Annotated in this window: 20 protein-coding genes; 3 read left to right on the top strand and 17 right to left on the bottom strand. The window is 49.6% G+C overall.

Features of this window, described 5'->3' with window-relative positions; genetic code table 11:
* Positions 1 to 39 precede the first annotated feature (39 nt).
* Positions 40 to 2,244, top strand: a complete 2,205-nt coding sequence (locus ACFS7Z_RS12510) for a B12-binding domain-containing radical SAM protein (protein WP_377484993.1) — start codon at positions 40 to 42, stop codon at positions 2,242 to 2,244.
* A 71-nt stretch (positions 2,245 to 2,315) separates the two neighbouring features.
* Here ACFS7Z_RS12510 and ACFS7Z_RS12505 read toward each other — a convergent pair whose 3' ends face one another.
* Both ACFS7Z_RS12505 and ACFS7Z_RS12500 read right to left on the bottom strand, forming a co-directional pair.
* The gene (locus tag ACFS7Z_RS12505; protein WP_377484991.1) at positions 2,316 to 2,807 is read right to left on the bottom strand and encodes a DUF6624 domain-containing protein; all 492 of its coding nucleotides are present in this window, start codon (positions 2,805 to 2,807) and stop codon (positions 2,316 to 2,318) included.
* Positions 2,808 to 2,971: 164 nt separating this feature from the next.
* Positions 2,972 to 3,232 (bottom strand): TPR end-of-group domain-containing protein, encoded by a 261-nt coding sequence (locus tag ACFS7Z_RS12500; RefSeq protein WP_377484989.1) that lies wholly within the window; start codon positions 3,230 to 3,232, stop codon positions 2,972 to 2,974.
* 207 nt (positions 3,233 to 3,439) lie between these two features.
* Here ACFS7Z_RS12500 and ACFS7Z_RS12495 point away from each other — a divergent pair, with 207 nt between their 5' ends.
* Entirely contained in the window at positions 3,440 to 3,931 is a 492-nt protein-coding gene (locus tag ACFS7Z_RS12495; RefSeq protein ID WP_377484987.1) for a nuclear transport factor 2 family protein, read from the top strand.
* 137 nt (positions 3,932 to 4,068) lie between these two features.
* Here the strand turns inward: ACFS7Z_RS12495 and ACFS7Z_RS12490 are convergent, their stop codons facing one another.
* Positions 4,069 to 4,995: an SMP-30/gluconolactonase/LRE family protein gene (locus tag ACFS7Z_RS12490; protein ID WP_377484985.1), complete on the bottom strand. Its 927-nt coding sequence runs from the start codon at positions 4,993 to 4,995 to the stop codon at positions 4,069 to 4,071.
* Positions 4,996 to 5,102: 107 nt separating this feature from the next.
* Positions 5,103 to 5,885 carry a phytanoyl-CoA dioxygenase family protein gene (locus ACFS7Z_RS12485; RefSeq protein WP_377484983.1) on the bottom strand — a complete coding sequence of 261 codons (783 nt, stop codon included), beginning with the start codon at positions 5,883 to 5,885 and terminating at the stop codon, positions 5,103 to 5,105.
* A 343-nt stretch (positions 5,886 to 6,228) separates the two neighbouring features.
* Between ACFS7Z_RS12485 and ACFS7Z_RS12480 the strand changes: the two genes are divergently transcribed.
* Positions 6,229 to 6,759, top strand: coding sequence for a hypothetical protein (locus ACFS7Z_RS12480; protein WP_377484981.1), 531 nt, complete (start codon positions 6,229 to 6,231; stop codon positions 6,757 to 6,759).
* 66 nt (positions 6,760 to 6,825) lie between these two features.
* Here ACFS7Z_RS12480 and ACFS7Z_RS12475 read toward each other — a convergent pair whose 3' ends face one another.
* The 13 genes from ACFS7Z_RS12475 to ACFS7Z_RS12415 all read right to left on the bottom strand — a co-directional run bounded on the left by ACFS7Z_RS12475 (position 6,826) and on the right by ACFS7Z_RS12415 (position 21,553).
* Positions 6,826 to 7,374 (bottom strand): GNAT family N-acetyltransferase, encoded by a 549-nt coding sequence (locus ACFS7Z_RS12475; RefSeq protein ID WP_377484979.1) that lies wholly within the window; start codon positions 7,372 to 7,374, stop codon positions 6,826 to 6,828.
* A gap of 156 nt (positions 7,375 to 7,530) precedes the next feature.
* Entirely contained in the window at positions 7,531 to 9,558 is a 2,028-nt protein-coding gene (gene uvrB, locus ACFS7Z_RS12470) for an excinuclease ABC subunit UvrB (protein ID WP_377484977.1), read from the bottom strand.
* 170 nt (positions 9,559 to 9,728) lie between these two features.
* A complete protein-coding gene (locus ACFS7Z_RS12465; protein WP_377484976.1) occupies positions 9,729 to 10,769 on the bottom strand; it encodes a Kelch repeat-containing protein in 1,041 nt (346 codons plus the stop codon).
* Between the two features lie 13 nt (positions 10,770 to 10,782).
* The gene (locus tag ACFS7Z_RS12460; protein ID WP_377484974.1) at positions 10,783 to 12,168 is read right to left on the bottom strand and encodes a DUF4270 family protein; all 1,386 of its coding nucleotides are present in this window, start codon (positions 12,166 to 12,168) and stop codon (positions 10,783 to 10,785) included.
* 463 nt (positions 12,169 to 12,631) lie between these two features.
* Positions 12,632 to 13,018 carry a hypothetical protein gene (locus ACFS7Z_RS12455; RefSeq protein ID WP_377484972.1) on the bottom strand — a complete coding sequence of 129 codons (387 nt, stop codon included), beginning with the start codon at positions 13,016 to 13,018 and terminating at the stop codon, positions 12,632 to 12,634.
* Between the two features lie 361 nt (positions 13,019 to 13,379).
* Positions 13,380 to 15,077: a PorT family protein gene (locus ACFS7Z_RS12450; protein ID WP_377484970.1), complete on the bottom strand. Its 1,698-nt coding sequence runs from the start codon at positions 15,075 to 15,077 to the stop codon at positions 13,380 to 13,382.
* The gene (locus ACFS7Z_RS12445) at positions 15,061 to 15,639 is read right to left on the bottom strand and encodes an RNA polymerase sigma factor (RefSeq protein WP_377484968.1); all 579 of its coding nucleotides are present in this window, start codon (positions 15,637 to 15,639) and stop codon (positions 15,061 to 15,063) included. The genes ACFS7Z_RS12450 and ACFS7Z_RS12445 overlap by 17 nt, the downstream gene beginning before the upstream one ends.
* Positions 15,640 to 16,026: 387 nt before the next feature.
* Positions 16,027 to 16,428 (bottom strand): YkvA family protein, encoded by a 402-nt coding sequence (locus ACFS7Z_RS12440; RefSeq protein WP_377484966.1) that lies wholly within the window; start codon positions 16,426 to 16,428, stop codon positions 16,027 to 16,029.
* 98 nt (positions 16,429 to 16,526) lie between these two features.
* A complete protein-coding gene (locus ACFS7Z_RS12435; protein WP_377484964.1) occupies positions 16,527 to 17,267 on the bottom strand; it encodes a shikimate dehydrogenase family protein in 741 nt (246 codons plus the stop codon).
* A 4-nt stretch (positions 17,268 to 17,271) separates the two neighbouring features.
* Positions 17,272 to 18,216 (bottom strand): DUF368 domain-containing protein, encoded by a 945-nt coding sequence (locus ACFS7Z_RS12430; RefSeq protein ID WP_377484962.1) that lies wholly within the window; start codon positions 18,214 to 18,216, stop codon positions 17,272 to 17,274.
* A 98-nt stretch (positions 18,217 to 18,314) separates the two neighbouring features.
* A complete protein-coding gene (locus ACFS7Z_RS12425) occupies positions 18,315 to 19,088 on the bottom strand; it encodes a phosphosulfolactate synthase (RefSeq protein WP_377484960.1) in 774 nt (257 codons plus the stop codon).
* A gap of 6 nt (positions 19,089 to 19,094) precedes the next feature.
* Positions 19,095 to 20,495 (bottom strand): tetratricopeptide repeat protein, encoded by a 1,401-nt coding sequence (locus ACFS7Z_RS12420; RefSeq protein WP_377484958.1) that lies wholly within the window; start codon positions 20,493 to 20,495, stop codon positions 19,095 to 19,097.
* Between the two features lie 65 nt (positions 20,496 to 20,560).
* Entirely contained in the window at positions 20,561 to 21,553 is a 993-nt protein-coding gene (locus tag ACFS7Z_RS12415) for an NAD-dependent epimerase/dehydratase family protein (protein WP_377484956.1), read from the bottom strand.
* Between the last annotated feature and the right edge of the window lie 30 nt (positions 21,554 to 21,583).

Below are 21,583 nucleotides of genomic sequence, written 5' to 3'. Positions count from 1 at the left end.
TTTCGGCCCCGCCCCTTGTTTTCTAAAGCTGATTTTATTTTGGAGAAGCCATCCATCCTGCTCATCACACCACCGCTTACGCAACTGAACACGCCTTACCCTGCCACAGCCTATTTAAAAGGCTTTTTGACAGGGCGCGGATATCAGGTAACGCAGGCTGACATGGGCATTGAGCTTGTGTTACGAATGTTCACAAGAAAGGGCCTTCAGCAGATTTTCGAAGCTATTGAGGCAGGCGACTATGAACTTTCTGATAACAGCCTGCGGATGCTGCGCCTCAAGCGTGAGTACCTGCAGACGATAGAGCCGGTTATCCGTTTTCTGCAGAACAAGGACAACACACTGGCCCAGCAGATTTCCTTCAGCCGTTTTTTACCGGAGGCATCGCGCTTCGACCAGGTAGAGGACATTGACTGGGCTTTTGGCAGTATGGGTATCACAGACAGAGCACGTTACCTGGCCACCTTATACCTGGAGGACATGGGCGACCTGATAAAGGAAACCGTGTGCCCCTACTTTGCCTTTAGCCGCTATGCCGATAGCCTGGCGATGTCGGCTACGCACTTTGACCCGCTGGAGGAGGCACTTCAGGAAGAGCCGAACCTGGTAGACGAGATACTGCTGACTTTGCTGGAAGAATCGCTGCAGGCTGTGCAACCAACCATTGTTGGCTTTTCCATTCCTTTTCCCGGCAACCTCTATGGCGGCCTGCGGATGGCACAATACATCAAACAGAAATATCCGCATATCAAAACGGCTATGGGCGGCGGTTATCCTAACACGGAACTGCGCAGTTTGCAGGAGCCCCGCCTGTTCCAGTACATCGATTTTGTAACGCTGGATGATGGCGAAGGACCATGGCTGAAACTGCTGGAGCACCTGCAGGGCCAGCGCCCGCAGGACCAGTTGCAGCGCACATTCCTGCTACAGGAGGGTGAGGTGCAGTACATGAACAGCTGCACGGACCCAAATGTGCCGCATACGGAAATCGGCACGCCTGATTACAGCGACCTTAGCCTGAACGATTATCTCTCGGTGATAGACGTTATCAACCCGATGCACCGCCTCTGGAGCGACGGCCGCTGGAACAAGCTAACCATTGCCCACGGCTGCTACTGGAAGCGCTGCTCTTTCTGTGATATTACCTTAGACTATATTAACCGCTACGAAGTAGCACCGGCCACTTTGCTGGTAGACCGCATAGAGCAGATCATAGCGCAGACCGGGCAAACCGGCTTCCATTTTGTAGACGAGGCAGCTCCTCCTGCCCCTCTCCGTGATATGGCTATAGAATTGATCCGGCGTGGCGTGAAGATATCCTGGTGGGGAAACATTCGGTTTGAGAAAACATTTTCGCCGGACCTTTGCCGTCTCTTAGCTGCCTCCGGCTGCATTGCCGTATCAGGCGGCCTGGAAGTAGCCTCTGACAGATTGCTGGATTTGATGGAAAAGGGGGTGAGCATAGAGCAGGTGGCCCGTGTAACAGATGCCTTTACGCAGGCAGGGATTATGGTACACGCCTACCTCATGTATGGCTTCCCGACGCAAACAGCCCAGGAAACAATAGACTCGCTGGAGGTAGTGCGGCAGCTTTTTGTGAACAACGTCATACAGTCAGGTTACTGGCACCGTTTTAGTATGACGGCGCATAGCCCGGTAGGCAAAAACCCGGAGAAGTATGGCGTGGTGAAAGTCGGACCTGAGGAAGGGCCTTTTGCTAACAACGACCTCTGGCACGATGACCCAACCGGCACCGACCATGAGCTGTTCGGGCAGGGGTTGGCGAAGGCTATTTACAACTACATGCACGGCATCGGGTTAGAACAGCCGCTTTCCTTCTGGTTCGACTTTAAGGTTCCACGTGTAAAAACCCGCCCCGACCTTATCTATAAAGCCATTCAGCAAGCGCCTAAGCCAGATGCAGAGCGCCGTAATGCACGCGTACTGTGGCTGGGGAACCAGCCGGAGATAGAGTTTACTATGATTGCCAAAAAAGGCCAAACCATCGAGCGCTGTGTGCTGACTTTTTATGAAAAAGGAGAAGACTTCCAGGTGAAGACGACTGCCAATATTGGCCAATGGGTGTTTGACGTACTGCGAAAGGTAAACCCTGACAATACAGAAGCAGTGCTGCTGAAGCAATTGGAAGAAAGCTTCCCGGCAGACGCGCATCTCTCCTTTGCCGAGTTCCTGAGCTCGCCCAGTTGGTTTGAGCTGCGTGAGAAAGGACTGCTGCTTTTGTAGCATAAGCCAGAAAGAGGTCCGGGCAAAGGCTGGAGAATGTTAACTCTCCAGCCTTTGCCCGGACCGGATCTTTAGTTAGCTTGTGCTTGCGGGGCTTTGTATTCAATTCCGAATCTTTTCATGTAGTCTTTTAGCGGTTCCATTTCCATCTTAGCCCGCCGCTTGTCCACATTCACTTCGTCTTCTATGGTATACAGCTCATACTGGCCTGTTTCAGCGTTTGTGCGCAACTGGCTTCCGTAAAGCTGCGGTTGCCCGTTATTCATCCGTACCCTGTCTTCCATTAATGCCTGCTGGCTTTTGGCGGCCTCTCCTTTAGCTACTGCGTCCCGCAGCATGGGCAGGTATTTCTCCATTGTTTCTTTATCGGAGTGCTGTATTACCAGGAAAACTGCTGAGTTGGCCTGTGGTCCCACCATACTTTTTCCCGGCCAGCCATGCTTTTCTAGAATAGCAACTACCTTATTTTTGTTCTCCTCATCAATCTTTGTCATTTCCTCCCACACTGCCTTCATCTGAGGAGAATTGGCTCCGAACTCTTTCTGAATCGGATCAATTTTCATTCGGACCTCCTGGTCTTTCTTGTAAATCTGCTCTAGCTGTGCCTACAGCGGTTTATTATAGTTTGCCTCCAGTGCGGCTACCTTTTTCTCCAGGTCCTGCACCAGGATTGTCCAGCGTTTCTCCTGTTGAAGACTATTCAGGTCAGCATCCTGCTTCAGGTGGCTTAGGTTTGTAACCCTTTCGCTACTGCCTGCTGTAAATGCGCCAGCGCCTTCTTCTTGTCTCCGGCCAGCGCCCAGGAGCATGCTGCATTGTAATAATCTGTAGAGGTGCCTTTACCTTGGGCCAAGGCCTTGTCATACATCTCTCCAGAGGCTTTGTAATCTTTTGTATTGTACATTGCACTTGCCTCGCCTATACTTTGCGCTGACACAGCAGCAGTCATACTTACCACTAGCAGCGCAGTCAGGAGTGTTTTCTTCATCTTTTTCCTATTTAAGTTTGTTTACTAAAAGAAAACGAAATAGTGGCTGAATAACTAAGGGGTTAGTTGCAATTTCTGTCTCTGTTGGCACTTTCACCAAAAAAGTCAAATGTAAATCGTACCGCACCATCTCCTTTACGCATGGTTTTGCACCGTTAATGTTAATTTGATAACTTAATTGTCTATCGAAAAGCAAATCCATTCTTCATGAAAAAAGACATCTATTTCGCAGCAGCACTTCTCTTACTGACATGGAGTTGCTCAGACAAAGGCTCCACAGGGGTACAGGAAACACCTAACGGTCAGGAGGCACCAAGTAGCCAGGAGGCACCTTACAGCATAAGCGAGGATAAGACAAAAGAAGTGCTGGATCACCATTGGCAGGCTTTTATCCAGAACGATATGCAAGCCGTGATGGCCGATTACACCGAAGAGTCCGTTTTGATAACTCCGGATGCAACTTTTAAGGGACTGGATGAAATCCGGAGAAACTTTGAGAATGCCTTCACAGCATTCCCGAAAGATCAGACATCCTTCCAGTTAAATAAATCTGTAGTAGATGGGGATGTGGCTTATATTCTCTGGCAGGCGAAAGCACCTACGCTTAACCTCTCCTACGCCACCGACACCTTCGTTATCAGAGACGGCAAAATCATCAGCCAGACATATGCCGGAGTTGCCGATGCACCCGCAAAGTAGCCGGCAGAATGGGAGCATCTTTTCATTTAACCCGGCCAATAAGGTAGCATTCTGTCAACAATCACCAGCATTTTCAGTGGTGACTGTTGACAGGATGCCGTAGAAATATATAGAGCAGCGCTATTACCTGTTGGCTACTACTTCACGCCTTTTACCTTCATCTTCAGCCCGTAAACCGAATCCATAGCTGTTATGAAGAGTGTCTTTCGGTCTTTGCCGCCGAAGGTGATGTTGGCCGTCCAGTCTTCATCAATGGGAATATGAGCAATCTGCTCCCCTTCTTTATTGAACACGGTTACACCTTTTCCTGTAAGGTAGACGTTACCTTTGTTGTCGATCGTCATGCCGTCAGACCCCATTGGGGCAAAAAGCTTCCTGTTCGATAGTGTGCCGTCCCTTCCGATGTCATAGACATATGTTTTACCCGCTCCTATGTCAGCCACATATAATTTCTTCCCGTCTGGCGTTCCAATAATGCCGTTTGGCTGCTGAAGGTTCTCATCTACCCTGCGAATCTGGCTACGGTCGGGGCTCATGTAGTAAAGGTGCTGGCCATCCTGCTGCATTTCTGGGTCACGTGTCCAGTAGTTCCGCTTGTACAGGGGGTCTGTAATGAACATACCACCCTCAGGCGTTATCCAGATATCGTTAGGCCCGTTAAGTAGCTTACCTTCGTAATCAGAGATAAGTACAGTAGGCTTTCCGGACTTGTCGAAAGACCACAGCTGGTTGTTCTCATCTGCAGCGGCTATAAGATTGCCTTTTTCATCGAAGTACAGGCCATTGGAACGGCCTGCTTTATCAGAGAAGGTACTGATCTCACCACTACTTGCCGACCAGCGAAGGATCTTGTTGTTTGGCTGATCAGTGAAGTATACATTTCCTTCAGCGTCCACTGCAGGGCCTTCCGTGAAGGAATAGCCATCTCCAAGTTTCTCCAGTTGTGCTCCTTTGGCAACAATAGATGCTTTGTCCGTGATATTTGCCTGTGCTGCCAGTACTAAAGGTAAAAACAGGATGATGGCGACGCTTATGCATGCCAATAATAATCTGTGCTGCTTCATATGGGGTAGATAACGTATGAATATGACTTTACTATATCATTGCGACTGCCTGTACAATTTGTCTGCCGTGACCTAAGCTACTCCTTTTTCAGTTTTTAGTTGTACGGTTATACTTGCTTTCCTCTACGGATTGCTATTTCCACCAGCGAATAGCCAACGTTCGGGCGGTGAAGGCTAAACTCTGTTGCTGGTAAAAGAGGAGGTTGTGCCATGAAGCGCGGCGCTGTGCCACAATGAGGCTGAGCCGCATGCACCAGAAAAGGATGGCAAAGGTAAACTGTTCCAGCCTTGCCCGTTGCCAGCACTTCTCGTCTGGCCGCAGTAACATCCAGTTTCTGCGCAAGCTCCATACACGACATACCCGCTTCTCCTGCTGGTTCTAATAACTTCGCCACATCAAGGTGTGAGCCTACGCGAATTCTTGTGGGTGCGTCCTTCTCTCCTACATCAGAGAAAAGGAATAACATAAGTAGGGTCCTCCCTTTTGAATTCACATTAACCCTCCATCCAAGAAAGTTATCAGGTTCTTCCCCCGGAAAGCTGGCATCCACATGCCAGCCAGTGTCACCTGGTTCATCAGGGCATGGGAAACGAACCGGGAATGTTCCAAGGCTATTGCGGGGCAGCCATTTCCCTTCACCTACCAACTGGTCGAAAGCAGCATGAAGCAAAGGTGTATTCACCGCTTTTCTGAAAGGCTCCTGTGCATAATCCCCAAGGCGTATAACAGGCTTTGTCCAGGTTGCCGGTTCATCAGGGCTGCAGCCCGTGTCGTTCCACAGCAGGCGGCGCCCTTCCTCAGCTAATTCTTTGGGAAAAGCATCTGTTAGCATGACATACCCTTCCTCTATAAACTTCTGGATCTGTACCGAATTGAGTGCTGCTGTCATTTTACTTTATATAAATTACTGCTCCCGTCTCTAAAAATATACGTATTTCTATTTGTCATCATAAGCTTAACTAACACTATTTTAGAGAGAAGTAGTTTTGTATGGCTATACCGGATCCTCCTTCTGAATCTCCGTCTGTTCAGCAGCCAGCTTTGCCTGCGCCACAAGCAGTATTTCCAGGACGTTGGGTAGGAGGAGTTAGCTTGATTTTAGGTCCGCTTCTTATTCTTTCAGGAGCTTTACTTCGGATACAGTTTCACTTTTTTGCCCCTCAGCAGTTGGCTGCATATGAGGCACACCCACCCTTATCACCGCCGCTTACAGCTGCTTTGCATTAGGCAACGTGATACTGTGCTTTGGCATCATTTCATTAGCGACACTTATTGGAAACTGGAATCGCGTCTGGGGAATCTGGGGAGGCGCTTTGGCCATTTCCGGACTTTTTACCCGCACCTTCCACGCTGGTATCGACCATCTTTCCTTTCAGTTGGTAAACGTGCAAGGCCTGGATCTGGCATGGCAGGCGGTATCAGACTCCTATAGGGCCTTCCATGTGTTCCGATACCTGAACGGACATATAATGGCTGGCTGGATTGTGCTGGCCATTGGAGCTTATCGCTCCCGCACACTTAACTTGTTTCGATCCATTGCCCTGGGCCTGATGGTAATGGTCCCTTTTGGCACCCTCAAGGGTACACAAATCCGGGCGCTTGGGATAATTGGGCTTTGTGTTGCGCTGGTGCCTCTAGGTATAAGCATGCTGCGTCATGGACCACCCCTCAGCCGGCAGGCAATATTTTGGATTATTACCATCAGTGTGCTGGGAATTATCTTCACCATCCTTTCCATATTCTTTCCGGTACTGATGAATTAGAGTGGCACGAGTTCTCCCAATTTTTTTAAGGAAATTTTGGGAAATAGTCAACAGAGTAGTTACGCTCTATACTCTTAAAGGTGAAACCTCCCGCTGCATGTATAAATCACGCTGCACGTCCTGGCCTAGGATGAACTCCAGTTCGCCTACTTCCTTGAAGCCATATTTCGAATAGAACCGCTTGGCCCGCTCGTTGTGCTCCCACACCGTCAGCCATACCACATCATGCTGCTGCATTTGGGCCTTCTCTATGCTCAACTGCATGAGTTGGTCGCCTAAGCCCCTTCCCGTCCAGGCGTTGGTGATGTAAAAGCGATCTATCTGAAGCGGGTACTCAGCTTGGATGGCTTTGGGCGCCGGTCCCTTGTTTAGCTTCAGGTAGGCGATGGCCGCTCCTGCCACCTCCACAAGTACAAACTCTGTTGCCGGGTCTGCTAGTTCGGCAGCCTGCAGTGCTGGGCTGTACATGGTGGGCTTGAACGCAACCATGTCTTCAGGTTTATTATGGGCGGCAAAGGATTCTTCAAAAGTGAGCCAGCCCAGTTCTGCCAGCAAGACAGCATCTTCTTGAGTAGCAATGCGGAAAGTGAAAATATCAGAATCAGGAAAAAGCATGGAGTCAGTTTTTGCGGTAAAGTTAAGATTCTTTAAGCAACGATAATCGGCTTAAAGAAAGCCTGTGGGCAATTGAACCTGAAAAAAAAGAGAAGCGGAACGACACTCCCTAAAGGTTTATTGTTCCGCTTCTCACAATCTTACTAAAGTCTACTGCTACTCCCGCTTTGTTTTCAACAGGTTTCGCAACTCAGCTAACTCATCTCTGTACTTGGCAGCCTGCAAGAAGTCGAGGTCTTTGGCGGCGGCTTCCATCTGCTTCTCCGTTTTCTTGATAAGCTTCTCGAGTTCGTCCCGCTTCATCATCTGTATAACAGGCTCTGCGGCCAGCGATACTTCCTCGGCCCCGGCATACATTTTCACCTCTTTCTTCTTGGCATCAGCCACGGATGTCTGCTCAAAGATCTCATCTTTCGACTTCAGAATAGTACGCGGCGTGATATCGTGCTCCTCATTATAGGCCATCTGGGTGGCACGGCGGCGGTTTGTCTCATCTATCGCCCGTTGCATAGAGCCCGTCATACGGTCGGCATACATAATTACTTTGCCTTTTTCGTTACGTGCGGCGCGGCCCATAGTCTGTATCAGCGAGCGTTGGTCGCGCAGGAAACCTTCTTTATCTGCATCCAATATCGCCACCAGGCTTACCTCAGGTAAATCAAGCCCCTCGCGCAGCAAGTTTACCCCCACTAGCACATCAATGATTCCCATGCGCAGTTCCCGCAGGATCTCCACGCGGTCCAGCGTCTTCACCTCAGAATGCAGGTACTTTGCCTTTATGTTGAGGCGATCCAGGTATTTTGTAAGTTCCTCAGACATGCGCTTGGTAAGCGTGGTAACCAGCACGCGCGCGCCTTCTTTCACCCGCTCATCAATCTCATCCAGCAAGTCATCGACTTGATTCGTGCTCGGCCGCACCTCTATCACAGGGTCCAGCAGGCCGGTTGGGCGGATAATCTGCTCCACCACCACACCTTCTGATTTCTGTATCTCGTAGTCGCCGGGTGTAGCACTCACAAACACCACCTGATGCATCATACTTTCAAACTCGTTGAAGGTGAGCGGGCGGTTATCCATGGCGGCAGGCAAGCGAAAGCCGTATTCCACCAGGGCCACTTTGCGCGAGCGGTCGCCCCCCCACATGGCGCGCACCTGCGGCACTGTTACGTGGCTCTCGTCAATCACCATCATAAAATCATCCGGGAAGTAGTCGAGCAAACAGAACGGCCGTGCACCAGGGGCGCGGCGGTCGAAGTAGCGGGAGTAGTTCTCTATGCCGGAGCAGTAACCCAATTCACGGATCATCTCCAGGTCAAACTCGGTGCGCTCTTTTATGCGCTTCGCCTCTGCCGGTCTGTCTTCTTTCAGGAAGTACTCGTGCTGCGCCACCATATCAAACTGGATCTCGTTTATAGCCTGGTGCAGCGTGTCTTTCCCTGTCACGAAGAGGTTGGCCGGGTACAGCGAAACAGCCTTCTCCTCCGACAGCTTTTTACCAGATTGCGGATCGATGCGGTGGATCGCCTCCAGTTCATCTCCGAAGAAATACAGGCGGTAAGCAAAGTCGGCATAGGCCGGGAAGATGTCCACGGTATCGCCTTTCACCCGGAATGTTCCACGTGTGAACTCTACCTCGGTGCGGCTGTACAGGATCTGCACAAACGTATACAGGAGGTTGTTGCGGCTGTAGCGTTGGCCGGGAGCCAGGTACAGCACATTCTTGCCGAACTCCTCCGGGTTACCGATACCATAAATACAGGACACCGATGCCACCACCACGATATCGCGGCGGCCCGAGAGCAACGCGGAGGTAGTGTGCAGCCGCAGCTTCTCTATTTCTTCGTTAATTGCTAAGTCTTTTTCTATGAAAACATCCGACGAGGCAATGTATGCCTCCGGCTGGTAATAGTCGTAGTAAGAGATAAAGTATTCTACCGCGTTGTTAGGGAAGAACTGCTTGAACTCCCCGTATAGCTGCGCTGCCAGTGTTTTATTATGGCACAGCACCAGCGTAGGCTTGCCCACGTTCTGGATAACGTTGGCCATGGTAAAGGTTTTACCGGTACCGGTGGCACCCAGAAGCACCTGTGACGGCTCTCCGTTGTTAATGCCTTCGGTAAGTTGCTGTATCGCTTTCGGCTGGTCGCCGGTAGGTTTGAACTCTGATGTTAATTGAAAATCCATTCGTTGTTTTACGGATATGATAGATAAACTATAACATAAAAAGAGGGCACTAAGTTTACCCTCCTGCTATAGTTACAGCTCAAAAGCATGGTCGGCTTTAAGAAGAATAAAACAGCAAAGCCTGCTCTTAAGGGCAGGCTTTGCTGTTTTATATAATACATGTGCGGTTCTTAGTTGTCGGTCCTGCTAGCATCATACTTCCAGATTTCGCTCGACCAAACAGTTCCGTTACGACCTAAGCCTACATACCCAAAGTCGCCGATGGAGAAGCTAATTCCGCTTTCCCTGCCAATTAGGGCAAAATTTTTCAGCATGCGCCAGGTATCTGTAGCCGGATTAAATTCCCAAACATCATTCTGCGCAGGGGCATTTATTGGGGACGATTGGAAATTTTCCGGCGACACTTCAGTAACCTTAGTTCCTCCCACTACATACGCTCTGTTATTCAGAACAAAAACAGTGGCATTGGCTCTCGGTCTAGGAAAGTCGGTGCCAACACGTTCAGCTTTGTTCAGGCTTCGCAGGTTGCGCCAGGTGTTCGTAGCGGGGCTGTACTCCATGATATCAGCTTCTAGAATACCATTGTTAAGGCCGCCGCCCACATACCCCTTGCCGTTGATAGCAAAGGCGTACCCATTTACACGCCTTGCGCCAGACAATTCGGCTCTTTCAGTCCAGGTACCTGTAGCAGGATCATATTGATAGAAGTCTTTGCGGTAACTGCCGTCATAGCCAGCAGCCACGTAACCCTTGTTCTCAAGCGACATGGCAACAGCACCGAAGCGGGCAGTACCAGGGAAGTCAGCTATTTGTGTCCAGGTATTTGTAGCGGGGTTATATTCCCAGAAGTCTTTCAGGTTGCTTGTGCCGTCATAACCTGTGCCGATGTATCCCTTACCGTTTACAGCAAAAGCCACTGCCCCACTGCGGGCCGCACCAGGAAAATCGGCTACTTTCACCCACTGGTCGCTTTCCGGAGTATACTGCCAGAAGTCGTCCAAGCGGTTCATGCCATTAAAGCCAGTGCCCACATATGCTTTCCCGTCTATGGTGAAGGCAACAGCACCGGTACGGGCTGTTCCATCAAAATCAGACTGTTGTACCCAGTTACCAAGCAGCACTTCGTCGCTGTCACACGATGTAAACACGCACATAGTTAACAAGAGAAACAAGCTTGTTAGCAGGCGCATGCTCTTAAAAAGGTTTGTCATAGCCCAGTAATTCTTATTTAATTGTAGTATAGTAAATTTTCAACGTAACATTCTGCGGCCCGCCAACAACCAGCCTGCTTACATCTCTCAGAGTGGTTGGAGCTGGGTTCTGGGCTGTAGCAGCAACAGTTGGCGGCGCTATAAGCAACGCATTACCGGCGGTGTTCTGCATTTTTAACTGTTGAATAATATAAGGTGTGATGTTAAACTCATACCTGTTTTTCTCTTTATCATAATTCGCACCCAACGATGGGCTGCCTTCAACAAGCGGGTCAAACGAAGCCGGGCTCAGCGGTAAATTTGTTCTGTTTGTATTATAGAGCATCAGCGCTGGCGGAACAGGATAAGGATATTGTATAGTGTTATTCTGTGGCTCCACTATCAGCACTGCCCTGTTTATCAGTTCTGGCGTCAGTTGCGTCTTCAGGTTGTTCAGATATGGAAACTCCAGCTTTATCACGAGGCCAGCGCCAACCTGCGTTACACTTACGTTCCCTGTCTGTGCCGCCGGCACCGCCTCGCCTCCCCGCTCCAGTCCTGTCAGCGCGGTACCTTCCAAATCAGTACTTATCTGGTTGAATTGAAGTCCCGGATTGGTGATGGTGAAGTCTTTTGTCTTGGCAGTCTTGACGTCATTCACTGTCTCAGAATAATACAGGCGTACTTTTACACCGCCCACCGGGAAACCTAGCACGGCACTTCCCCCGTTGCTTGTCAGTTGCAATCCTTTGAAATAGTTAAGAAAGCCTGTCGCATCTGTTAGTCTGCTATCAGCAGCTTTTCTAAGGCTAATCAGCTCCTGCCCGAACTCATCAGACAGCGGAACAGCAAGGGTATCTTTGGCCACCGGTCTTGGCATATACGTGACAGCACCTAAAGGTTCTGGGGCTGTGGCTACTGTGCTTATATTGTAAATGGCATTATCAGCGTAGAAGAAAGAAGCAGGCTGCTCGTTAAAGAAATACGGGCCCAGTCTTGATGTCTTGATATCGCTGTTAAGCCTGTAAACCTCCAGGGTCTGCGCTTGCGTTGTATCTCCGTAGTAATATCCACCTAAGGGCAGAATCAGCCTAAGAGAATCATAAGCTGCATCTTCAGCCAGAGTCCATGCACCGCCCAGACTAACCGGGAAAACAGCATTAACATCCACTTCACCGCTGTAAGGTGCATTAAACTCCCCTACCAGTAAGGTGCCCTGCCCAGATGTTGCCAGCGAGTCCAGGTATACCGTGGACACATTCACGGTCAATGTGTCGGTGTACTTGCCGGAAATATTATCATCTACCAGCCCTACGCCCAGTTCATTGGGATCCTCGCAGGAGGCAAGTGCCAGGCAGCAGCAAAGAAACAGCGTTACTTTATTTCGCAGGACTGCGTTATTACTTAAAGAAAATTGCATAGTTTAATACTGTTGTAAACAGATTCTTCTTCTAACTTGATATCAGGATAATGTGGCGGAACATGAAATTTATCTCTTTCAGCCTCAGTTGAAAGCTGCTGCCACACAGAAATGGTGCATTAACGAAACTGTCACAAAACGCTTCAATAAAGAATGTTTTTTTTCAGCCCCAAATATAACACTATATTTTCGCTATCAGAAAGATAATGTCCTATAGTAAACTTCTTTCGTTACCGGATATTGCACAGTCTCCGCCCTAAATTAAGGAAAGCTGCTATCGGAAGCGCCTGTGCATAGCCGGTGCTTCTCTTCTGTATATTCCCAGCCCCTTGCGCAGCTACTGCTAAGTCAGTTCCTCCTGTAAGAAACAGAAAGGCCTGCCAAAAGATGACAGGCCTCCTGCTTAAATCAACCAATTTTAATCAACAAACAATTCACAAGTAATAAAACTGAAGGTATACTTTCAAACAGGCTCGTTTGTCTGGGCGCACACGCGCACCACCCGAACGGCCGGGTATATGACATAAATAGCAGGGCAGACCTGGGTCGGCTCCTCATCCAACTCTAATGTAAGCGTTAGCTTTTTCCCTGCCTGCTGATACTCTTCCGGCAGGTTTCTGGCAGTTACATAGCCGCCGTGCAGCTGCCCTACATAATGGTTGCTTTTGCTTCCGGACAAGGAGGAGTCTTCCTTTAGTTTCAGGATGTACCCCCCGTTCTGGCAGTTATCCGGACCTACTACCTCTGCTTCCATACAGGCAGGCTCTGGCTCGTTTCCTGCGTCTGAACAGCTCACAACCAGCATCGACAGGCAGAGGTAAAAGATTACGATACAGAGGAAGCTTTTCATCTTTTTATTCTGGTAAAGGCATTAATAACTGCCAGTAGGCGTGGCACCCGCTGGGGCACCACAACCTGAAAGGCAGCTTTTTTTCATAGCTTTTAAGTATAGAGCGGAGTTTTCCATAGCTTATTTTGTATAGAGCAGGTTAAGTTTGTTTTCGGGAAGCGCTTCTGATGTTACCCCAGAAGGGTTATGACTAAAAGCCCTAAAAGTATGTACCAGCCGTACATGTTCTGTTGCAGTACAATGTTCAGTGCTGTTAAAACATCGCGGATAGCATTCATGGCATTAGCAGCTGTGGTATTTTTATTGTGTCTTCATCCTGATGACCCGTCTTTTGCCGGAACGGTTGCATGGGGATAAAAAATTATCTGCTTTTTTTCCCGCCGCTCAGATCATAGTTTACGGCCATGTTCAACCCCACCGCATAAGGCCTGCCCTGTTGCGCCTGCGAATTCTCCGGCTCAGCCAAAAGGGTGTTGAAATAGCTCCTGAACTCAGGCCCTATTGTGACCGACATGTTGTCGGCCAGCCGCTTGCCTACACCACCGGACATCCTGCCAGACCATTGCAGCCTTCGGTAAGGTGAATCGTCCTGAAGGTTGTATTCCACGTCTTTCACTCCTTCTGCGGAAGTCAGAATAGTTGCTTGTACCAGCACATTGGCCGCAACACCTGCTCCACCGTACCAGAACCAGTCTTTGCCTATGTTGCCTTGGTACTGCATCTCCACAGGCACCGTCAGGTAGCGGTAGCGGTGATTCACCTTGTATTCCGGAATCTTAACTACAAATGGAGCGTTTTGAGCAAAATCTGAGGTGAGAGAAGGAGCGAAGGCAGTAGAAGGCCCACTGACAAGCCCGTTTGCGCTGGCAAATCCCCCGGACTGCTGTACCAGGAAACTGGATTTTGAGCGTGTAGTATTCTGAAGAAATCCCAGACCAGTCAAGAGCTTCAGCTTTTTACCGAGCTTTACGCCTGTCTTTATTTCAAATCCGTAGGAGAAGCCGGGGTCAGCATTCTCGACATACTCGTCTCTCGCCTCCTCCATGTAACTGTTGCTGATAGATGATACACGTGTCACGCCGGGGTCCATGGCAAGTCTGCTGGCAGCGCTCATATCCTGATCCGGGAGCCCTATATTCTGCTCAAAGTAGCCCGGGGCGTACGCCATCCCCAGCGACCAGCGGCTACTTTTTTCACTTTTCTCTTTTTTTGCTTCCTTCTTCCCTGTTGTCTCCTCATTGAAGGCAAGTAGCTTTGCTTTCTGCTCCTCCTCCATCCGCTTCGCATGCGCCATTACCTGCTCATTCAGCTTTTTAAAGTCTTCCGTGGCTTTGGCTTCAGTTCCTGTGGCAGCAACAGACTGCTGCAATAAGGTAGCTTTGTTTCCGGCCTTCTGCTCAATGGCCGAAAGCGCAGCGATGGTTTGGCTCAGTGTCCTGCTGAGGCGTATTGGGTTCTCTCTGTCTGCAGTTTCAGGTATGTTACTTTCTGCTACCGCCAGAGAACCTGCAGCTTCTTTTGCAACAGGGGCGTTGCCTGCAGCAGACGGAGGTAATGGTATGCTGGTTAATGCGGTACCTTCGCTCCTGCGTACTGCGCTACTGGAAGCAGTTGCCATCCCTTCTGGGGCAACTGGTGTTGTTTCTGTGAGATTTGCTGCTGCTTTTTCTGGAGCAGGTGTTGCGGCTGTATTTCCTGCAGTGCCTTGTGCTGTGGCTGCTACTGCGCCTGCTGTCTCTTCTTCTGATGGTGTACTCACTGTGGCTGCCAGACCAGGATTAGTTGCAGGGGCCACCGTGGCCATTTGTTGACCAGTGCCATCAGGGTTGCTGAAGTACCAGGCTCCCACACCGCCTGCCAGGAGCAGAAGTATGATGCAGGCTGCTGCCAGTTGCCGGTAGAAGGCCGCATTTTTTTTATAGGTGCCGTTTTCCTGCACCGTAAGCTCATGGTCTATACGGGCCCACAAATCCTGAGACGGAGACGACTCAGCATCGTACATGCGATTAGAGAACTCCTCTTCGAGTTTACCGCGCTTATCGTTAGCTGCTGATGACATTTTCCTTGTAGTTATTTTCCTGGCGGGAGATCATACCCTGCAGTATGGCCCGCGCACGTGAATACTGTGACTTAGAGGTACCCTCTGAAATGCCTAACAGTTCCCCTATCTCTTTGTGGTTGTAGCCTTCTATGGCATAGAGGTTAAAAACCATACGGTAGCGGGGAGCCAGGCTCTGAATCATGCTAAGCAGTTCATTCAGAGAGTAGCCGGTAAGGCTGAAGCTTTCGGAGGCAAGGTTATTTACCTCTTCCGCCTCATGCGACACCGTGAGCAGCTGTTTGCCGCGCAGGTGCTTCAGGGCTGTGTTTACCATAATCTTCCTGATCCAGAATTCTAGCGGGCAATCCCGCTTAAAGTTTCCGATATTGGAGAATACTTTCACAAACGCCTCCTGCATGATGTCTTCGGCCTCAAATGTGGTAGGGGCATACCGCAGGCAAACCGCCATCATTTTTTTTGAGTACAGCTCATACAGGAGCCGCTGCATCTCGCGTTTGCCCGCGATGCACCCCTCTATGAGTTTATCCTCATCTGACTTTGGTTTGGTAAATAGCTTCAAAAACTGCCTGGTTATTATGCCCTACACACTCACATGATTCCTGTGGAGAAGGAATGGTTGCAAGCCTCTGAAAATAATTTTTTATGCATTTTATGGCCTGCACATATATTTTTCAGATCGCTTGCAAATCATAGTAAAGATATAGCAAATTCTGTCAGTTATAACATCGTTTTGCAATTTATTTTCACATAAATACTTACATAAACCATATTGTAAAACATACACTTATTATGCTTAAAGCTTTAACCCCAGCCTGCACCTTTGCAATGGTAGCCAAAACAGAAGCTTAGAGTTATCATATTTTCCTTAACTATAAAACTGATAGTAGAGAAAACAAAAAAGCCTCCCGTCGGGGAGGCTTCTCTTAAGTATAAAGTATGATAGCTCTTACAGTGAGTGCATGTGCAGCAGTTTATAGCAAAACACCACCAGCAGTGATATTAACAGTAGCCAAGCATAACTTACTACTTTTATTGCGAAAGCGGATGTGGGGGTGTCGCTGTTCATATCTTCATACGCTTGCAGCAGCGACTCTTGCCGTACTTCTTTTGTGAGCAACTTATAAGAGGCTCTGAAACCTGCCGCTACAATAACCACATCGTCCAGGTATCCAAAGACAGCTGTCAGGTCTGGTACTAAATCGACAGGGCTGATGGCATAGCCTATGGCTAAGGCTAGCAGCATGCGCACATGCCATCCTACACGGCTATCTCGATACGACAGGTACAGGGCGTATATTTCAGTGTTTATCTCGTGCGTCTTCTGCTTCAGGGTGTTTAATTGTGTCATCTCTTCAGAATCTTTCTTTGGACATTCTACGAGAACAACACAGCACAAAGTTGCAGAAAACCAGCCTTATACTGAAATTTAAATTGGACTATTCTATGCTATGAATTCCAGATAGCCCAGGCTGCATCAGCCTGCCTGTACAGCATATCTAAGCCGTTGCATATCTGGGCGCCAGCCAGAGCCCCTTCTTTAAGAAAGAGCGTCTGCTCCGGATTATAAACTAAATCATATAGGTAGTGCTGCCCCGTCAGGGAATTGTAAGGCAGGTCAGGCAAAGAATCTGTGTGCGGGTACATACCCAGTGGTGTCGTGTTGATGATGAGGTTGTAGGCCTGGAATAGTGTTGGCGTCAGCTGCCCATACGTTAGCTCCTCCTTTGCCTGGTTTGGGTTACGTGACACAGACTTATAAGGAACCTGCAGCGCATCGAGGGCGGCCCATACTGCTTTAGCGGCACCGCCTGTCCCCAGCACCAATGCCTGCTTTCGCTCTGATGGCGGGTAAAACTCCTCCAAAGTGCTTTTGAACCCAATATAATCGGTGTTGAAGCCTTTGGTTTTGCCCCCGTTTATCCTGATGGTGTTTACAGCGCCTATCTTCGCAGCAGTTCCTTCCAGTTCATCCAGCAGCGGAATCACGTCCTGCTTAAAAGGCACTGTTACGTTCAGCCCCACCAGCTCCGGCTCGCTCTTAAGCAGCGATTTCAGTTCCTGTGCCTCTGGCAGCTCGTATAGTTCATACTGCGCATCCTGAATTCCCTCCCGTTCAAACTTCTCTGAGAAGTACTTCTTGGAGAAGGAATGGCCAAGCTTTTTGCCGATAAGTCCGAACTTGAGCATGCTATTATACTTTTGAGGTGTCGTCGTCAGTAAAATGGTCGATAAGGTATACCAGCAGGAAACCGAAAATAGCCAGCACAACGGCATACGCCAGGTAAGACTCCTGCCCCGTCAGCGACTCATAGGCGCCCGGAAGTACGTTTTCCTGCACCAGCGGCTTCACTTCGCCATGGCGGTCTGTGTATGTTTCCAATGTCTGCTTCCAGGGCCATACCTTATTCAAGGAGCCTACCATAAAGCCGGTCAGCAGGGCAATTGTAACGCTGTGGTAGTTCTTGAGGGCCCAGTTCAGCACATGGGAGAAAGACAGAATCCCTACCAGGCAACCCAGGCCAAACACGGCAACAATGCTTAGCCGCAGTTCCTTCACCGCATTCAGTATAAACTCATACTTCGCCAGCAGCACCAGCAGGAAAGAACCGGAGATACCAGGCAGAATCATCGCGCAAATAGCGATGGCCCCGGACAGGAATATAAACCAGTAAGCCTCCGGCGTTTGCATAGGTGTAGCCACGGTAACATAGTAAGCAATTGCCGCCCCTATCAAACCAAAAAGAACCACTCCAATAGTCCAGCGGGCAATTTTTTTTCCTACCACCACTGCCGATGCCACTATAAGGCCGAAGAAGAACGACCAGAGCAGCTCCGGGTAGTTCTCCAGCAGGAACAGTATAAGGCGGGAAAGCGAAACAATAGAAAAACCGATACCAGACAGCAGCACTACCAGGAAGCTCCCGTTAATGTGGCGCCAAAAGTCCCCCAGCCGGAAGCGCAGCAGCAACCCGATGGCTTCGCCATTTACAGAGCGGATAGAGCCCAGCAATTCCTCGTAGATGCCGGTTATAAAGGCAATAGTACCTCCTGACACTCCAGGCACGATATCAGCTGCGCCCATGCCTACCCCTTTTGTAAACAGTAAAAGGTATTCTCTTAAGGTTCGTCTTTGCATATGGTGATAATTCCTTCGGATGGTGGCTAAAAACAAAATTGCCCGTGCGGCCACACCGACGGGCAATTTATATACTTTTGAGCTTACGCTTTATCTTTTCAGCAAGGTTTTTCTAAATTCAGGAAGTCGTTGAAGGTATCGCCCCGAAGGCCTAAACGGATTGTTTCCAGCGGTACTACCTCACTTGGCGCAATGTTGCCCAGGTTCACGTTTGTGCCCAGCAGCTTGATAAACCAGACCTGCTGTGACTTCTGTGGTGCCTCCCACAGGATTTTCTCAAACGGGATCTTCGTCAGGATTTCTTCCACCAGACCGCTACGTACCTCACCGGTAGAGCGGAACAAGCCGACATTACCGCCTTCACGGGCTTCGCCTATTACTTTCCAAGCACCGGCATCGAGTTCTGCCTGCATCAGCCTAATCCACATGTAGGGTGGAATAATCTTCTGGTCGTCTTTAGAACCTACCTCCGAAAGGACCGTTACCTGCTCAGAGAGCGTTCTGATATACTGGCACTTGTCTTCATGAACCATTTCCAGCGAACCATCCGACACCTCCGCAAAAGTCATCTCATACTTATCGAGTACGCGGCGGTAGTCGTCGAACTGGTTACGCACAATGAAGGCCTCAAACAGCGTACCTCCAAAGTATACCGGTATCCCGGCGGCTTTGTAAACATCCAGCTTCTTCTGCAGGTTAGGCACCACATACGAGGTGGCCCAGCCTAGCTTTACAATGTCTACATAATCTCCGGCCACTTCCAGGAAGTCCTCTGTTTCCCTTATACTCAGGCCTTTGTCCATGGCCATCGTATAGCCGCTCTCACGTGGCTTGGCCACACGGTCTGGAATGCTATTCAGCGAATAATTCATCTACTTTTATTTGCGATACTGATCAATTAAGCGGGATAATGCGCGCTGCGACTCCAGTTCAGGAAAGAACTCGAAGAGCAGTTTATGCTTATCGAAGTCCAAAATTAACGCATTTTCCAGATAATTATAAGCTTCGCGGTATTTTCCTGCAGAAAGCATATAGGCACAGGCCCGATAATACAGTTCAGCCTCTTTGGGCTGTATTTCTATCGCATTTAAAATGATGTCCGTGGCTTCCTCGAAGTTGCCCTGCTCGTAAAGGATAATAGACCAGTTCAGGTAGATGTCCTTGTCGTCCGGCCTGATTTCGGCGGCACGCTCATAGCTCTCCAGAGCCGACACCACATGCCCCACATGATACTCGGCGGCAGCAAGCGCCACCCAGTAGTCAGCACTGTCGTCGTACATCTCCACCGCCTTCTTAAAGAAGTGCACCGCCTCGTACCACTTACCCTGCGCGTCCAGTATCATCCCGATTCCAAACCAGGCCTCATCCATCTCCGGATCCAAATCCACAGACTTCTGGTAGTACCGGCGTGACAGGTCCCACTGCTGCAGTTTTTCGTAGCACTCGCCAATGTTACAGTATGCCTCTGCGGTGGGTGTTCCATGCTCTATCATGGCACTGAATGCTTCTATGGCCTTTGGGAAGTCTCCCATAAACACCAGCGCATTAGCCATATTGTTGTAGGCCGTGATAAAGTCCGGGGTGATGATGGTGGCGTAATCGTAGGCGGCAATGGCCTTTTCATACGCACCCATTTTGTTATACACGTTCCCCAGGTTAAACCAAGCCACAGATGAGTATGGCTCATTGTCGACAAACTGCTGGAAGAAGGGCACATTCTCGCTGATGGTATTTGTTACCTCCAGGCAGTACAGGATTTCCTGCATCGCCGCCTCGTTCTCCTGGTTCAGCTCAATGCACTTCTTATAGTACTTCACTGCAGAGCTGAACTTGCCCCAGGTCTGATAGGCCAATCCAATGTTAAAGTAGATGTCATCCCTGTCGTCGGAGGCATAGGCCAGCGCTTTCTTAAAGTAATCGATCGCTTCCCGGAACTCCCCCCGCTGCGTAAAAATGATTCCCCGTGTCAGCTGCACATCCGCGTTCTCCGGATCTACCTCCGCTACCTGGTTTATCAGCACCAGGGCGTCCTCAAAGGATCCTGCCATGGCAAGTAACTGGGCTTTGTCTATCTGCAGCTCAGTAGAAAAGGGGTACTGCGCAATGGCAGAATCACAGGCCGCCAGGGCCTTTTTATATTCAAAATTAGCTGTATAATGATCTATTATATATTCAAAATCAGTCAGGTCGAAAAACACAGTTTCGTTGCTCCCGAGCATCCGCTCGAAGCGCTGTATTAATTCCAGTTCTTCGTTATGTTCTTCAAAGTTTTCTTTCATCTCCAATATCCAACAAGCTGCTAAATTCAGCCTCTGTCATACTACATTTTAATGGTGCAAATAGTTTATTTACCGGGGCTGCCAACCACTTCTGAAGAGGACAGCTGAAGCTGTTCGCATACCCAAACTATTGACTCTGAAAGCGGTCTGAATGTAAGGTTAATTTCCCTGCAAATTTTCTCATTGCTGAACACATGGCTCTTTGCCGCAACCCGAGCCGTATCCTTCGTAATAAGCGGTCGGCCACCGGTAAGCCACGCGCGTACGTGCTCAAAGCGCCACACCACCTCCGCCAATGCCGGCGGCACTTTAGTGGAAGGAGCTTTTTTACGGAAGCAGTGTGCTGCCTGTTCAAAAAACTCCTTGTAGCTCATAAGCCCTGCATTCAATATATATCTTTCTCCCGAGATATCCGAGAAGGCCAGCTGCAACATCGCCGCTACCACATCCCGCACATCCACAAAGTTTGCACTGCCACCCGTATAGAAAGGCCGCTCGCGGTATATGTACTTAAAGAGCTGTGTGCTGCTGCGGTTCCAGTCTGCAGGGCCAAGTATAACAGAAGGGTTCACGATAACGGCACTCAGCCCTTCGGCAATGCCGCGCCACACCTCCAACTCTCCCCAGTACTTGGACCTGGCATAAGCAGAATGCTCTTCTGCCAGGTCCCATTTGCTGTTCTCGGTGAGTAAGGTTGCGCCTTTTGGCCGGCCCACCGCCGCTATAGAGCTAACGTGGCACAGCCTGATGCCCGGGTGCTCCAGGCATACATCCACTATGTTGGCTGTGCCTTCTATGTTCACCTGTTTCAGCAATTCCTCATCCTGTGGAGCATAGGACACCACACCTGCGCAATGGAACACGTGCGTGACGTCCTGCAGCGCCTTCCGCAGAAACAAGGGGTCCAGCACATCGCCTTCCAGCCACTGCACCTGCTCAGAGCCAGGTATAGCAGGCACCTGCTCCCTGTAAAGCGCTTTTACCTTATGCCCCTGCTCTAAAAGCGCCGGAATCAAGAAATTGCCGATCAGGCCACTGCCGCCAGTTACGAATATCATGTTATTAGGAAATTTAGAGAAGGAGGCTTA

This window comes from Pontibacter toksunensis (genome assembly GCF_042686245.1).
In the GTDB taxonomy this organism is placed as follows: domain Bacteria; phylum Bacteroidota; class Bacteroidia; order Cytophagales; family Hymenobacteraceae; genus Pontibacter; species Pontibacter toksunensis.
This window is presented reverse-complemented; position numbering and strand designations above follow the sequence as displayed.

Bases quoted from the DNA above. Each gene is read 5' to 3' on its own strand.
- ACFS7Z_RS12440 (WP_377484966.1), bottom strand. From the start codon at position 16,428: ATGACACAATTAAACACCCTGAAGCAGAAGACGCACGAGATAAACACT.
- ACFS7Z_RS12425 (WP_377484960.1), bottom strand. From the start codon at position 19,088: ATGAATTATTCGCTGAATAGCATTCCAGACCGTGTGGCCAAGCCACGT.
- ACFS7Z_RS12415 (WP_377484956.1), bottom strand. From the start codon at position 21,553: ATGATATTCGTAACTGGCGGCAGTGGCCTGATCGGCAATTTCTTGATT.
- ACFS7Z_RS12460 (WP_377484974.1), bottom strand. From the start codon at position 12,168: ATGCAATTTTCTTTAAGTAATAACGCAGTCCTGCGAAATAAAGTAACG.
- ACFS7Z_RS12465 (WP_377484976.1), bottom strand. From the start codon at position 10,769: ATGACAAACCTTTTTAAGAGCATGCGCCTGCTAACAAGCTTGTTTCTC.
- ACFS7Z_RS12420 (WP_377484958.1), bottom strand. From the start codon at position 20,495: ATGAAAGAAAACTTTGAAGAACATAACGAAGAACTGGAATTAATACAG.
- ACFS7Z_RS12450 (WP_377484970.1), bottom strand. From the start codon at position 15,077: ATGTCATCAGCAGCTAACGATAAGCGCGGTAAACTCGAAGAGGAGTTC.
- ACFS7Z_RS12500 (WP_377484989.1), bottom strand. From the start codon at position 3,232: ATGAAGAAAACACTCCTGACTGCGCTGCTAGTGGTAAGTATGACTGCT.
- uvrB (WP_377484977.1), bottom strand. From the start codon at position 9,558: ATGGATTTTCAATTAACATCAGAGTTCAAACCTACCGGCGACCAGCCG.
- ACFS7Z_RS12430 (WP_377484962.1), bottom strand. From the start codon at position 18,216: ATGCAAAGACGAACCTTAAGAGAATACCTTTTACTGTTTACAAAAGGG.
- ACFS7Z_RS12505 (WP_377484991.1), bottom strand. From the start codon at position 2,807: ATGAAAATTGATCCGATTCAGAAAGAGTTCGGAGCCAATTCTCCTCAG.
- ACFS7Z_RS12495 (WP_377484987.1), top strand. From the start codon at position 3,440: ATGAAAAAAGACATCTATTTCGCAGCAGCACTTCTCTTACTGACATGG.
- ACFS7Z_RS12475 (WP_377484979.1), bottom strand. From the start codon at position 7,374: ATGCTTTTTCCTGATTCTGATATTTTCACTTTCCGCATTGCTACTCAA.
- ACFS7Z_RS12435 (WP_377484964.1), bottom strand. From the start codon at position 17,267: ATGCTCAAGTTCGGACTTATCGGCAAAAAGCTTGGCCATTCCTTCTCC.
- ACFS7Z_RS12490 (WP_377484985.1), bottom strand. From the start codon at position 4,995: ATGAAGCAGCACAGATTATTATTGGCATGCATAAGCGTCGCCATCATC.
- ACFS7Z_RS12485 (WP_377484983.1), bottom strand. From the start codon at position 5,885: ATGACAGCAGCACTCAATTCGGTACAGATCCAGAAGTTTATAGAGGAA.
- ACFS7Z_RS12455 (WP_377484972.1), bottom strand. From the start codon at position 13,018: ATGAAAAGCTTCCTCTGTATCGTAATCTTTTACCTCTGCCTGTCGATG.